General features: G+C 40.5%; 16 protein-coding genes. 9 read left to right on the top strand and 7 right to left on the bottom strand.

All coding sequences use genetic code 11. The annotated features are described in order from the left end of the window. The first annotated feature begins 92 nt into the window (after positions 1-92). A complete protein-coding gene (locus tag LPA49_RS02020; protein ID WP_036967139.1) occupies positions 93-533 on the top strand; it encodes a type II toxin-antitoxin system RatA family toxin in 441 nt (146 codons plus the stop codon). Then, on the top strand, positions 530-856 hold the full coding sequence (locus tag LPA49_RS02015; protein WP_036967142.1) for an RnfH family protein: 327 nt from the start codon (positions 530-532) through the stop codon (positions 854-856). Before LPA49_RS02020 ends, LPA49_RS02015 begins: the two co-directional genes overlap by 4 nt. 101 nt (positions 857-957) lie before the next feature. Here LPA49_RS02015 and LPA49_RS02010 read toward each other — a convergent pair whose 3' ends face one another. Beyond that, complete coding sequence (locus LPA49_RS02010) at positions 958-1320, bottom strand: outer membrane protein assembly factor BamE (RefSeq protein ID WP_036967144.1); 363 nt, start codon at positions 1318-1320, stop codon at positions 958-960. A 116-nt stretch (positions 1321-1436) separates the two neighbouring features. Between LPA49_RS02010 and LPA49_RS02005 the strand changes: the two genes are divergently transcribed. Next, the gene (locus LPA49_RS02005; RefSeq protein WP_036967146.1) at positions 1437-1754 is read left to right on the top strand and encodes a GIY-YIG nuclease family protein; all 318 of its coding nucleotides are present in this window, start codon (positions 1437-1439) and stop codon (positions 1752-1754) included. Here LPA49_RS02005 and LPA49_RS02000 read toward each other — a convergent pair. From LPA49_RS02000 to ilvC, 4 genes are all read right to left on the bottom strand, one after another. Continuing rightward, complete coding sequence (locus LPA49_RS02000; RefSeq protein WP_177222594.1) at positions 1743-2654, bottom strand: M28 family peptidase; 912 nt, start codon at positions 2652-2654, stop codon at positions 1743-1745. The genes LPA49_RS02005 and LPA49_RS02000 overlap by 12 nt on opposite strands. Then, on the bottom strand, positions 2596-3780 hold the full coding sequence (locus LPA49_RS01995) for a tetratricopeptide repeat protein (protein WP_074989706.1): 1185 nt from the start codon (positions 3778-3780) through the stop codon (positions 2596-2598). The genes LPA49_RS02000 and LPA49_RS01995 overlap by 59 nt, the downstream gene beginning before the upstream one ends. Before the next feature lie 93 nt (positions 3781-3873). Further along, positions 3874-5787, bottom strand: coding sequence for a methyl-accepting chemotaxis protein (locus LPA49_RS01990; RefSeq protein WP_036967152.1), 1914 nt, complete (start codon positions 5785-5787; stop codon positions 3874-3876). A gap of 142 nt (positions 5788-5929) precedes the next feature. Beyond that, positions 5930-7402 carry a ketol-acid reductoisomerase gene (gene ilvC / locus LPA49_RS01985; protein ID WP_036967155.1) on the bottom strand — a complete coding sequence of 491 codons (1473 nt, stop codon included), beginning with the start codon at positions 7400-7402 and terminating at the stop codon, positions 5930-5932. Positions 7403-7539: 137 nt separating this feature from the next. On the opposite strand from ilvC, the gene ilvY reads away from it, so the two are divergent. The 6 genes from ilvY (at position 7540) to LPA49_RS01955 (ending at position 13090) form a co-directional block, all read left to right on the top strand. Beyond that, on the top strand, positions 7540-8442 hold the full coding sequence (gene ilvY, locus LPA49_RS01980) for an HTH-type transcriptional activator IlvY (RefSeq protein ID WP_036967158.1): 903 nt from the start codon (positions 7540-7542) through the stop codon (positions 8440-8442). Positions 8443-8669: 227 nt separating this feature from the next. Then, positions 8670-9719, top strand: a complete 1050-nt coding sequence (locus tag LPA49_RS01975; protein WP_180310970.1) for a GGDEF domain-containing protein — start codon at positions 8670-8672, stop codon at positions 9717-9719. Positions 9720-9868: 149 nt separating this feature from the next. Next, positions 9869-10732: a MipA/OmpV family protein gene (locus LPA49_RS01970; protein WP_036967164.1), complete on the top strand. Its 864-nt coding sequence runs from the start codon at positions 9869-9871 to the stop codon at positions 10730-10732. Between the two features lies 1 nt (position 10733). After that, positions 10734-11120, top strand: coding sequence for a DUF3019 domain-containing protein (locus LPA49_RS01965; RefSeq protein WP_036967167.1), 387 nt, complete (start codon positions 10734-10736; stop codon positions 11118-11120). Positions 11121-11134: 14 nt separating this feature from the next. Next, on the top strand, positions 11135-11827 hold the full coding sequence (locus LPA49_RS01960) for a response regulator (RefSeq protein ID WP_074989704.1): 693 nt from the start codon (positions 11135-11137) through the stop codon (positions 11825-11827). Positions 11828-11833: 6 nt separating this feature from the next. Continuing rightward, the gene (locus LPA49_RS01955; RefSeq protein WP_074989703.1) at positions 11834-13090 is read left to right on the top strand and encodes an ATP-binding protein; all 1257 of its coding nucleotides are present in this window, start codon (positions 11834-11836) and stop codon (positions 13088-13090) included. Between the two features lie 316 nt (positions 13091-13406). Here LPA49_RS01955 and LPA49_RS01950 read toward each other — a convergent pair whose 3' ends face one another. Both LPA49_RS01950 and LPA49_RS01945 read right to left on the bottom strand, forming a co-directional pair. Next, positions 13407-13622 carry a DUF3820 family protein gene (locus LPA49_RS01950; protein WP_065978107.1) on the bottom strand — a complete coding sequence of 72 codons (216 nt, stop codon included), beginning with the start codon at positions 13620-13622 and terminating at the stop codon, positions 13407-13409. 140 nt (positions 13623-13762) lie between these two features. Next, the gene (locus tag LPA49_RS01945; RefSeq protein ID WP_036967185.1) at positions 13763-14044 is read right to left on the bottom strand and encodes a hypothetical protein; all 282 of its coding nucleotides are present in this window, start codon (positions 14042-14044) and stop codon (positions 13763-13765) included. Between the last annotated feature and the right edge of the window lie 5 nt (positions 14045-14049).

Raw genomic sequence — 14049 nt, 5'->3', positions numbered from 1 at the left:
TTTTTTAAGGCTTTATACAAATAATCCCGTTACTAAAATTTGGGGAAATAGCCAAAGCTTGCTAAAATTCGCCGACACAGTTGGGAGTGAATATGCCACAAATAGAAAAAAGTGCGCTGGTAATGTACAGCAGTAAAGAAATGTTTGATTTAGTGAACGATGTTGATGCGTACCCTGAGTTTTTACCACATTGTTCAGACGCTAAAATTATTGCACAACAACCCAGCGGTATGACGGCCAGTTTAGAAATATCGAAAGCGGGTTTAAAAAAGTGGTTTACCACAGAAAATACCTTTATTGATGAGCAAACCGTTGCTTTACGTTTAGTTGATGGTCCTTTTAAAAGCTTGCAAGGGAAATGGCATTTTTTACCTTTAGACGATAAAGCGTGTAAAGTGCAATTACACTTAGAGTTTGAATTTGCGAGTAAACTAATTGAGCTTGCTTTTGGTAAGGTGTTTAACGAAGTGGCAAAGAATATGGTGAATGCTTTTACCCAACGTGCGAAAACGGTGTATGGAGTCCGCTCATGATAAGTGTTGAAGTTGTATTTGCGTTACCTACAACCGCGACAAGTTTACTTGTCGAAGTACCAGAGGGAACCACTGTTGAGCAAGCTGTTATTAAATCGGGCATTATCGAAAAGTGCCCCGAAATAGATGCAAATAACCTCACATTAGGTGTGTGGAATCGCACTTGCAAGTTAACACAAGAGGTTAAGCAAGGGGATAGAATTGAAATTTATCGCCCATTAATTGCAGACCCCAAAGATGCACGCAGACGTCGTGCAGAGAAAGCCAAAGAAGAAGGTAGAGCTAATAAAGTTACCGGTGGGCGCCCACTGAATAAAGCATAGTAACCTATTGAAAGTGAATCACTTACTGCACGTTCTAAGCGGTGGTTTTATCTATTTAGCATACAAAAAAGGGTCGCTTTTGCTACCCTTTGTTTTTATATTTACTCTTGTTCAAGTGGGGTATTGAACTCACTTGGTTGCTCATAATCACCTGATATTGACACGAGCTTATTATCTTCAAAATTAACCGTTAACGATTTGCGTTGTTCATTGCTACGGCCTAGATTAAAAACATAAAGATAATGCCAAGTATTCTTGTCGAATGAATCTTCTGCAACCGGTTTACCAAGTACGTAAACCACTTGCTCACGAGTCATATTAACGCGAAGCTTATCAACGTCAGATTGTTCTAAAAAGTTACCCTGAGGAATGTTGATGCGATAAACCCAACTAGAACACCCAGCGGTAGCACTTAAAGTAAGGGTAAGTACTAACCAAAAAGAAAAAGTTTTAAACGACTGCATTATTTGTTTGAATCCTTATTTTTTATACACTGCATGATACCGATTAGTCACAGAAGGTAAAACCCTTTTCAATAATTGTTTTACTGAAACATGATTAATGCTCACGAGGCACAGATTTGACCACCGACACGACAAAAAGTTTACCTGAATCAATAAAAAAGCGCGACAGTTCTCAATCACACTGGCATTTGTATATTGTGCAGACTCGTTTTGGCCACTGGTATACAGGGATCAGCACCGATGTTGAAAAACGTTTTGCAGCTCACCAAGCTGACAAAGGGGCAAAAAATTTAAAAGGAAAAGGACCTTTAACCTTAATTTATCAGCAACCGGTTGGCTCTCGCAGCGAGGCTAGTAAGCTTGAGATTCAGGTTAAAAAGTTAAACAAAGCGCAAAAAAGGCAGTTTGTTATCACAGCCAAGTTACCTGGTTAGGGCACTAACAAACTCTGCAATTTTGCTCACTGCGTGTTCAAATAACCTAAAGTCAATGTGCTCTAGGGTATCACTCGGTTGATGATGGTGTTTATCGTGTCCCATGCCAAAATAAATATAAGGGACACCTGCTTTTGCAAACGAATAGTGATCGCTGGCTCTTCGCCAATCAACGTTAAGATCAAATAATCGATTAAGTCGGGCAGATGAACTGGTTGCAAAAAATGTAATGTTTTCATCAGAAAGTCCAGTAATTACTGTTTTATACTGCGCTATTGATTGGCCGTCTAAAAAGGCATAAATGCGAGGTTTTCGCTTGTTAACCACGAGCATATCCAGATTAATATTTAATGCGATATCTGCGCTGTTTAATTGTGACACTAAATAGTCACTGCCATGTAAGCCATTTTCTTCTGCATCGGTGGCAACGAACATTAATTGGTTCTGATGGGGCTTATCGGCGAAATACGCTGCTAAATAGAGTAAAGCAGCAACACCGCTGGCATTATCGTTTGCGCCAGGATAGAGCTTAGTCCCGCGTTGCCCTAAATGGTCATAATGTGCAGTAAAGATAATCTTTTTACATTGAGTGCAAGCGGATGGTTTAGTTGCAATGATATTGCGGGCAGTGGCTTTTTGATAAAAAGTTGCGGGGTATTGAAATGTTTGTTCTTGAACTTCATAGCCTAATGAGGTTAAGCGGCTTGCAATGTAATCAGCGGCACGCTTTGCGCCGATTGTATTGGTTTTCCGACCATAAAATTGCGTTGAAGTAAGCGTTGTGACATCTTGTTTTAAATGAGAGTCAGCACTGGCAAACGCAGCATCACAGTAAAATAAGCTACTGGTAATCAGTAAGCTTTGCAGTATGCGAACGCAGTGCCTGTAGTTTACTTTCATAACGCTGTTTATCATGATCAAAATCTGCTTTATTGTTCGCCATGGTCAGGTATTTTTTGGCTAGTTTCAAGTCACCTAGCTGAAAATATATACGTGCAAGGCCAAAGTCACTGTCATGTAAGTTACTATCTAAAGTGCGTGCTTTTTTAAAATGCGCTATCGCATCTTCATAGCGCCCAGTTGCGTAGGCATCATTGCCAAGCGAAATATGATAATACGGATTAGTTTGACGCTTTTTATCTAGCTGTGTGAGGATGGCATCACCCTGTTGTTCACGATTCGTCAAATTGTAAAGCAGTGCTAGGTTGCCCAAAGCCGTGTTGTTATCAGCATCTAAGGTTATGGCATATTGGTAGGCTACTTCTGCCTCTGGGTAGAGGTTTGTTAGCCTTAAGAGCACACCTAAGTTCCCCCAAGCTCCTGAATAAGCGCTATCTGTATTGATAGCAGCTTTGTAATAACTGTATGCACGACCATAGTCATGGCTAAGCATGGCCGAAACCCCTTTGTTGTTATAAAACATGGCGGTGATACGTGCTTTATTAATATGACTGGTTTTAAATGCTGCCTGACGGCTATTTGGATCAAAATCAATCACTAATGAACGCGAACCAGGATAAATAATCGTGCGGTTTATGGCGTGTTTGTCGTGTTCTCTTACCTTTAAATTTATGTGTCCTGTCAGTAAGCTAAAGCCATTATTTCGTGCCCAATACTCTGGAATGTGAACCTTTTGAAATTGCCCTTCAAGACCAAGATACTCGGCTAAGCTGTACGCTAATATTGATAAAGAGAGGCAGTTGGCATTTAAATCAGCATAGGCTTGATTCGCGGTTAGTGTCGCGCCTGATTGATAAGACAATGAGGCATCACCATTTTCTAATAAAAAGTGCAGTAAGCGTTTAGTTGTCTCGAGTGAGCGAGTGTCTTCAGGAAAAGCACTGTCTAACTGACGTTTAATACGCGGAGTTAGCGCAAAAATTTCTTCCTGACTTTCGACTTTTGAAAGCCTAAATTCATCAAGCTCAGTGAGTGCTAATGGCGCAGGGGCCAACTGCTTAGGTGTATTATTACATGCTGATAAAAAGCAAAGACTTGATAATAGAGCAATCGTAGGCGCGTTCATAAGGCCCCCTTTAATTAACAGCCTAGGGAATCACATGTCTGTAAGTATAGGCTGTAATTAAAAAAGGGTCAGTGTTTACTGTTACAAAAGGTGTCAGCGTTTATCAAAGGTCGCAACAAGATCGTCTAGCGTTTGCGCACTGCTTGCTAAATCCTTTATTGCTTGCTCAGTGTCAATCTGCTCATGCATCACGGTATCGCTGATATCGCTAATTTGCTCAATATTGCGTCCGACATCAGCAACGACATTGCTTTGCTCCTCTGTGGCCGTCGCAATTAATGTTGCCATATCATTAATCTCATTAGCTGCATTGGTGATCGTGTTAAGCAACTCAACAGAGCTTTGCATGGCATTAACACTCAATTGAGCGCGTGATTTAGAATGATTTATATGTTCGACAACAAGATCGGATGTGCTTGTTAATTCACTGATCATCGTTTGGATTTCATTCGTCGATTGTGAGGTTCTGCTGGCAAGTGCGCGTACTTCATCTGCAACAACAGCAAAACCACGACCATGCTCACCAGCGCGAGCAGATTCAATCGCGGCGTTAAGCGCTAAAAGGTTTGTTTGCTCAGAAATACCACGAATAGCATCAACAATGCTGGCAATTGCCTGCGTTTTGTTTGCAAGTTCGTTAACTTGTTCCGTAATGTTGTCGATGTCGGTTGCTAATTCAATTATTGCTTCTTTACTTTGGGTCACCTGCGTATGACTTTGTTCGGTACTGTGTTTACTGGTTTCTGTCAGTTTTGCGGTATTCGTGGCGCTGGAGGCAATTTCTTGTACCGTCGCGCCCATTTGATTAATTGCGGCAGCAACTGAAATTGTCTGTTCTTTTTGATTATCAAGTGCTTCAGAGTTCTTTTGGGCCTGCTTAAATACATGGGCCGCGCTTTGTCTTATTTCGCGACTTTCTTGCGCTACTTGCATGATGGCCGTTTCAATTTTTGAAATGAATTGGTTAAAGCCCGTGCTTAAGTTAGCCAGTTCAGGCTGCTCAGATTCTGGCAAACGGTATGCTAAGTTTGCATCACCAGAGCCTAAACGCATGAACAGCTCTGCCATTTTTGATAGGGGGGATGACAGTGTTTTTGCTAATAAGAAACCTGCGAAGCTGGCAACTAGCGCAATGACAATTGCAAAGCTGATTATCTGCCATTGTAACACTTGAATACTGGCAAATACCTCATTTTTGGGCACTTGAGCAATGACAAATAAATCGGTATTTTTAATTGGGCTGGCAGCAAGCAGTGTTGCTTCGCCATTCAGGTCGAGTTCGTGTAAATTAAAATCTTGATTGGTTAGTAAAGAGTCTGTAATACCTGGCTGGTACACCGAATCTAGTTTTGCCTTAGCCACTTTACTGGCATCTTTATGTAATTGAATTAAGCCATTTTTATCTGCTATGAACACAAACCCAGTTTCTTCAATCTTAAACCTTTGTAGCATGGCTTGCATGTCATCAATGCTTTTTGCCAATCCTGCAAGACCAATACCATTGGTTTGCTGGTGGTTAACAAACATTTTTACATCAGTGGGCGACTCTTGATAAATACTGATAGAAAAAGGCACTGATGATTGCGTGAAGTCAAAAAACCAACTGTCTTGCTCTTTCGTAAGCACACGTAAAAAACCATCTTGATTCCAATATTGTGCAGTTTCACGATTGGCCCATGATGCCGTGGCTAAATCATACTGTTTAACAAGGCGGTTGAGCTCTTTGAGCAGCGTATTATCGTTATTATTTCCTGAGCGAGCCCATTCTAAAACGAACTCGTTGCTAGAAAGCTGTTCTGCAGCGCTGATCATTTGGTTTATATCGTGGGTGATATAGTTATCAATTGCTTGCAATTTACTTGGCAGTTCAGATTCAATCATACGGTGTTCGATGATTTTTTTTGCACTGTAAAGGGCTGTTGCACCGATAAGTGCTGCAACGATAAGAGCAATAGAACTGCCTAGTAGAGTTATTTTTTTGGTAATGGTAAGTTGATTTAACGCCATGAAAGTGTCTTAGTTTACAACAAATAAGAGAGTAATTTTAGCATACACTTTGCAGATGACGAATAAATGTAGGGACAAAAAAAAAGCCCAAAGCATATGCAATTGGGCTTTGTTTCTAACAAGCGAAACTTACTTTCCAGGGTTAAACAATTTTCTTCATTGCTGACATGTAACCGCGTAGTTTACTGCCTACCACTTCCACAGGGTGCTCTCGAAGTGCTTTATTCACAGCGATCAACGTTTGGTTATCAACCTGATTGCTGGTGCTATCAAGGCCTTTACCAATGACATCAGTATCCATGTTTTGCATAAAGTCTTTTAGCAGTGGTAAACACGCATGGTTGTATAAGTAACAGCCATATTCTGCGGTATCGGAAATAGTTCTGTTCATTTCAAAAAGTTTTTTACGCGCAATCGTATTAGCAATTAGTGGCGTTTCGTGCAGTGATTCATAGTAAGCCGATTCAGCAATGATGCCCGCTGCTGTCATGGTTTCAAATGCCAGTTCAACGCCAGCTTTTACCATTGCAACCATTAGAATACCTTGGTCGAAGAAGGTTTGTTCATTGATCTCTTCATCAGTATTTTGTTGCTTTTCGAATGCTGTTTCTGCTGTTTCTGCGCGCCATGCGAGTAATTTTGCATCATCTTCAGCCCAATCAGCCATCATGCCACGAGAAAACTCGCCGCTGATAATATCGTCCATGTGCTTATTATAAAGAGGGCGCATGATTGTTTTTAGCTGCTCGCTTAACTCAAATGCCTTTACTTTCGCAGGGTTCGATAAGCGGTCTAACATGTTTGTTACACCACCATATTTTAGTGCTTCGGTGATTACTTCCCAGCCGTATTGAATCAATTTAGAGGCATAACTAGGATCAATCCCTTTTTCAACCATTTTGTCAAAACACAGTAATGAGCCGGTTTGTAACATGCCGCATAAAATAGTTTGCTCACCCATTAGGTCTGACTTAACTTCAGCAATAAATGATGATTTTAGTACACCTGCGCGGTGGCCACCGGTGCCAGCCGCGTATGCTTTTGCTTGTGCTAGGCCATGTCCTTGCGGATCATTTTCAGGGTGAACAGCGATAAGCGTAGGGACACCAAAGCCGCGTTTGTACTCTTCGCGTACTTCAGAGCCTGGGCATTTAGGCGCTACCATAATGACCGTTAAATCTTCGCGAATTTGCATACCTTCTTCAACAATGTTGAAACCATGTGAGTAGGCAAGGGTCGCGCCTTGTTTCATAAGTGGCATGATGGCATTCACAACGGATGTATGTTGCTTATCAGGTGTTAAGTTTAATACTACATCGGCAGTTGGGATAAGTTCTTCGTATGTACCAACAGTAAAACCGTTTTCAGATGCATTTAAGAATGATTGACGACGCTCAGCAATAGCCGACTCGCGCAACGTATATGAAACATCTAAACCTGAATCACGTAAATTTAAACCTTGGTTAAGACCTTGTGCGCCACAACCGACAATAACGAGTTTTTTCCCTTTTAAAGCGTCTACGCCATCAGTAAATTCTGATGGATCCATAAATTCACATTGCGCTAATTGCGCTAACTGCTCACGTAAAGGAAGAGTGTTGAAATAATTCGCCATTGTTAGTGTCCTATTAATACTAGTTTGTTAGAAAACAAAGAGTCGTTCTTTGTATGGGTTAACAGTATGCAATTTTAAACCTTGCGTAAAATGATATATTTGCATTAAAGTGTTTCATAAAATGAAATGGTGAAATTATGGATCACAAGCATCTACATTACTTTTTAGCATTGGCGAAAACATTACACTTTGCGAGGGCCAGTGAGCTTTGCCATATCAGTGCTCCGACACTGAGCCGAAACATTAAGCAGCTTGAGGAGGAGGTTGGCGTCGTCTTGTTCAATCGAGATAATCGCACGGTTAAATTAACTCGAGAGGGTGAGTCTTTTATTGAATATGCTAACGCAACGTTAGCGAATTGGCACCGTTTCAAAGCGAATGTACAAGAGCCACAGCAGCATATATACGGTAATGTGAGTATTTATTGTTCGGTCACCGCCTCGTATAGTTTTTTACATCAGATATTAGAACAGCTACGGATGCAGCATCCCTATATTGAAATAACTTTAAATACGGGTGATCCAGCACTGGCTATTAATCGGGTTTTAGATGGTCATGAAGCCATGGCCATTGCAGCAAAACCTGCTAAGTTACCGGGGCAAATAGCATTCACCAGTATTGGTTACTCGCCTTTGGTACTTATTGCTCCTAAAATTGTGTGTCCTATTAGTGAGCAGCTTAAAGATGAAAATAATATTGCCTGGTCAAACCTTGAGTTTATCGTGGCAGAGCAGGGGTTATCCCGACAGCGTTTAGAGCAGTGGTGGCGTAAGAAAAACATTCATGGTCGAATTTATGCACAAGTAGCGGGACATGAAGCCATGGTATCAATGGTGAGTTTGGGTTTAGGGGTGGCAATGGTGCCGAAGATCGTGCTCGACAACAGTCCGCTAAAAGATAAAGTTCAAATTATTAGTGATGCCGAACAAACTATTCCTGGTTTTGATATTGGTTTAGCGGTACTCAACAAAGAGCGGCATGACCCGGCACTGAATGCGATTTGGAGTATTGCGCAATCGTTAACTCAACAGGCAATCTAATACTTTTATGCTCGCTTATTTGGTTGGGTGTATGAGTTTAATTTGGTTCTTTTGGTTGTTCTGTTTTTGTATAGGTATATTATTTTTTTATAGTTATTTAGTATGGTTTTTTAAAAGTTTAACTCGTGGTTTGTACTGGTTTATGTCTGTTAAATTGCTTTTTTATTGATTTTTTTCAATGTGTTGCTACCGTAATTTAAAATAATAAAAATTCATGGCAACGACACATGGTATTGTCTGCTCAAGCCGCTCATTCTTTAGGTTATTCTAGCCACTGTTTAAAGCTAGCCATTCCATTAATGGTGAAATATAAAATTCCCATAACGCCGCTTAATTATGCAATTTGGTATTGCTATGTTAGTGACAAGAACCATGATTTAAATAAAGAGCTGGATGGCTTTATTAGCAGATTTAATGGCTGTAGTTATGAGCAAGCTAACTACTTATTCAACAAGTACCTTTCAGTCAATGACCTATCCTTATTTAATCAGCTTTCGAATAGTTTTGATGATGTTGTAGGGCAAGTCCAACATGATTTAACTGCAGCGCTTAATCAATCAACGCAGTTTAATCAGGTATTATATGCATGCAGGGAGAAGTTACACGATGCTGATATTAGTAAAGAAAGAGGCTTCGATGATGTACTTCACTGTGTTGAGCGTTTAACTAACGAATCAGCCGCATTACAAAATCGCACGCAAGATTTTCAAAATCAACTAGCCCTAGCATATGCAAAAATTATAACGCTAAAACAAGAGCTGATTGATTCAAAAAGAAAAGCTGAAAAAGATACGCTCACTGGGCTTTTTAATCGCGGCAAATTTGATGAAGATATTACCGTTTTTTGTCAGCGTGATGATTTAGCCGAAATCGCTGTGCTAGTGATGGTCGATATTGACCACTTTAAAGTATTTAACGACACTTTTGGTCACCAAAAAGGTGATCAAGTCTTACGTGCTGTTGCGGTAAAATTACTGAAGTATATCGCAAGTGCTGGCCAAGTTTATCGTTATGGGGGAGAAGAGTTCTGTTTCACTGCGCAGTTTGCCAGCATCAGTGATATGACTAACTTTACTCAACAACTGCGTTTAGCCATCACAAAATTACACATTAAAGATCCTGCTTCCACGACTGTACTGGGTTATGTCACCGCAAGCTTTGGTATTGCAATTAAATCAATAAATAGTCAACCAAATCAACTCATTAAAAAAGCTGGTAAGGCACTTTATCTCGCTAAAAAGCACGGTCGTAATCGCATAGAAATTATTGAAGAGTAACAAAGTGATAGACTTACTGCGTATAAATGTATCAAATTTGTGAATAGTTGTAACTTGCTAAGGACAGTTTATTCACAACTTGGTAGTATGGTGTCATTGCATAATTCTCTTTGGTCGTAACAATAATAATGAAGTCTCAGACGATCAGGATGTGCGTAATCGTTTTTTCTGTGCTGCTTTTGCTTTCAAGTAAAGTCTATGCCGATGAATCAACACGCACTGAACGTGAAAGCCGTGTGGCTAGTCAAGAAATCGATATTAATCGCTGGCACGTAAGTGTTAATGCGGGTATTGGTGTCATGACGAACCCGCTACATGGTGGTAAAAATTTACCCTTAGTAGTGCTACCTGAAATAGCCTATTACAGCGAAAAGTGGTTTTTTGATAATGGCCGCCTCGGTTATTCTTTTCATGAAAGTGCTTCACACGTTGTTAATTTTGTGACCGAGTTTAATCCTGAAACTCGCTTTTTTATTGATTTTCATCCAAGTAATGTGTTTGCACTGCAAACATCAAATAGCTTCATGGTTGAATCAACGACCAGTGACGAACTCGTTAAGAAAAGGGTGACAATTGACGATGTACGTAAACGTCGTTGGGCACTTGATGCGGGCGTGAGCTACCACTACGTACGTGATAACCATATTTTCTCTTTTCAAGCTTTAGCTGATGTATCTGGGGTCTACCAAGGAATGCGAAGTGCATTACAATGGCAAGCACATTATCAAGTCGATGACCTTGAAATAATGCCGAGCGTAGGCATTTGGTACAAATCAGCCAAACTAAATGATTATTTTTATGGTTTATCTGCCGAAGAGTCTTTAAATGGGGTAATTGGTGTTGGCAGTAGCTGGCAACCTTATGCTAAAATCGACGCCCGTTGGCCTCTGAGTGAGACTAACTCTCTTCGTTTTCATTTAGCATATTATGACTACTCAGCCGTGGATGACAGTCCGCTTTTTGAACACACGTATTCAATGACTGCTTTTATAGGATTCAATCATATTTTTTAATATGAAGTATTTTGTTTTAAGTCTGTGTGTGTTTGTTGCTGTTATTTGGGGGTTCCCGAGTCACGCACAAGCGACTCACTTAGCTATCTCACCCAAAGTGTGTGTTGTATTACAGCAGCATGATTTTTGCGATCTTCAGTTAAAAATAAGTTGGCAAGTGGCGCAGCCTGAAGATGTGTGTTTGTACCAAAATAATCAGCAAATTCAATGCTGGAAGAACACTCGAAAAGCGCAGTTACATCATAAAGCGCGTGTTCAGGTTGAAACAATATACTCCTTAATCAATCCGCACACGGGGAGTAAAATTGCAACAGCTAAAGTTGAAGTGCAAAGCACTGAAGCAAAAACAACGAGACGCAGATTACGCTCACCGTGGAGCTTATTTTAATTCAGGAGCAACCAATGGCAAAGATTTTACTTGTTGAAGATGATCTCGGTTTACAACAGTTAACACGGGACTATCTTCAGCATAACGGGTTGGATGTTGCGGTCCTTGAACGCGGCGATGAAGTGTTTGATTACCTTGAAAACAACCCGGTAGATTTAATGATTCTAGACGTTATGTTACCCGGTAAAGATGGCTTTAGTGTATGCCGTCAGGTACGCGATAAATATAGCCTACCGATTTTAATGCTGACAGCAAAAGGTGAAGACTTTGACCAAGTTATTGGTCTTGAGCTTGGTGCTGATGACTACGTTATTAAGCCGGCTGAGCCGCGTGTTTTACTTGCACGAATTAATGCATTACTTCGCCGTGGCCAAGCAACAAACAAAATCCCTGAAGAAATTACCTTTGGCGATTTAAGCATTGATAAAACCAGTCGCATTGTTACACTCAAAGGTAATGAAATTACACTTACGTCTCATGAATTTGAATTGCTTTGGTTATTAGCGTCAAATGCAGGTGAGGTGCTAAGTCGTGAGCATGTTCATCAACATATGATTGGTCGTCAATACGATGGTTTAGACCGTACAGTTGACGTACGTGTATCACGGATCCGTAAAAAGCTGGGTGATAACAGTGATAAGCCTTATCGTATTAAAACGGTGTGGGGACAAGGTTATTTGTTCGTATCTGATGCATGGGAAATGTAAGTATTAATGGGGAAACTGTTTGCAAGCTTATACCTTTATATAATAGTTTCTTTGTTTCTGGTTAGTGGGGTCATTGAGCAACTTTGGCCCTATGAAGATACTCAACAACACATCGCCCTCGACCAAGAGTTTGGGAAATCTCTCTGGCTCTTAAGTCAAACAGAAGAGGGACTAGAAAAATTACAGCAAGCGTTTAATAGCGAACGCATTAACCGTAATGATGTCGCTCTACCTGAAGAATTAAACGCCAAGTTAAACGCTGATAAACACCTTTATCTTTTTAATCACCAACAAGAAGTCATTTGGTACATAGCACTGAATGATAAGCAGTTGTTGCATGTGGGTCCTTTTTCAGTGTCCAATCCAAGTTTTAGCTCGGTTTGGCCTTACTTTCTATTATTAACCGTGATTGGTGTGCCTGTAGGCTTATGGAGTTTCTTACTGTGGCGCGACTTCAATAAGCTGACACTTGCTTGTGAGGCGGTCGGTGGCGCACAAGATTTTGAACTTCATGATGCGTCTAAATCATTTTTCTTACCAATCACCGATACCTTAAGCGCGATGCAAGAACGCATCCAATATTTGCTTGCAGCTCAACAAGAGCTTACTTCATCAGTTTCTCATGAGTTTAGAACGCCTTTAGCACGGTTAAAATTTGCGGTTGCTATGCTTGAAGAGCAAATAGAAAATGAAAAGTCATTCGATTACATCGATAACATGCAAGCAGACATTGCTGAGCTTGAAGCCTTAGTGTCAGAAATGCTTGAATATGCCCGCCTTGATTCCCATCAGCCAAGTTTAACGCGTCGCCCTTGTGATTTAACGGCATTGATTAATAGTGTTGTGAATAAACTAGAGTTTGCCACTGACATTGATGTGCAATTGAATGCGCCGGCAGAGCTCTACTACGAATGTGATGAGCACTTTATGGCACGCTGCATTCAAAATTTACTGGGGAATGCTCAAAAGTATGCAGCCCATAAAATTCAAGTGAGTTTGCAAGAATTTCCTGATTATATACAGCTCAATGTTGAAGATGATGGCCCCGGTATTGCCCCAAGTGAGTGGCAGAGTGTATTTAAGCCATTTACACGTTTAGATAAGAGTCGAGATAAAAAAACCGGTGGATTTGGTTTAGGTCTTGCTATTGTGGCAAAAATTGTAAGCTGGCATCAAGGGCAATCAGAACTGGGTAATTCTGAGCTGGGTGGGGCAAAATTTATTATTCGCCTCTATAAGCTCGACTATACCACTGTGCATTAATAGGTCATCATTTTGAGTGACTAAACCTAACGCTTGACGTCAGTTGTGTTAAAAACTTCTGGTTGGCGACTGCATGCTTGTAGGAGGCCGAATAGTGCAGGAGCAATTGCCAAGGCACCTCAATTACAAAGTATTACCTTCGTTATTACACGGTTTTTTACGTCAGCATAACTCTCTTCGTTAAGCTAACGTGTAGTCACTCATTAGCAGACATAAAAAAAGCGCCTTAGGCGCTTTTTCTGTGGTTAAAACCAAAAATAAACAAGTAGCAAAGTAATAGACTACGTTCAAAAGTAAAAGTTCACGAAAATTGAAATTATTTTTCATCTAATAATGGCATCAGCATTTTCTCTAAACCATTGAGTTTTACTTCGTACATCATTGCTAGTTGCGCGCCAAGTTGTGTGTCTGGAAATCCTTGCTGTTTAAACCATACAAGATAGGGTTCAGGTAGCAATAAGAGGGGGCGACCAGCGTACTTTCCAAACGGCATTTTTGTATTTATCGCGAGCTTTAATTGGGCTGTATCCATTACTGTCTCAATTGGACTTATATTTATTATGAATGATACGGCAAATAGGAAAGAGAAAATAGGCTGTGACGGGCAAGAAACAGCCTATTTAGTGAGGGAGGTAGGCCCTCGGAATGACTACTGCAAAATAATACTGAATGCTAATGTAGTTGTTGGCGACTCTTTTTCGAAAACCCAAGCTGCTTGAGCCTCGTTACGATAGTCGGGTCGTCAATTCGCTCAGGTGTTTCACTGTCACGAAGAAAATGATCACGCGGAACTTGATAAACATCGAGCATCTTGTTGAATAGCACAGTTCTAATATCCATCGCTGTCATGCCATTTTGTTGTAACTCATCAAGCTGCTGTTGAATATCTACAAGTTTCCCGGAATGTGCATCATCCGTGTTTGCTAAAGATTCTCTGGTAAACTTATTTTTCATTTAAA

Source organism: Pseudoalteromonas sp. MB41 (genome assembly GCF_020966275.1).
Lineage (GTDB): Bacteria > Pseudomonadota > Gammaproteobacteria > Enterobacterales > Alteromonadaceae > Pseudoalteromonas > Pseudoalteromonas lipolytica.
Note: the sequence above shows the minus strand (reverse complement) of the source record. Positions and strands in the feature narration are given on the sequence as shown.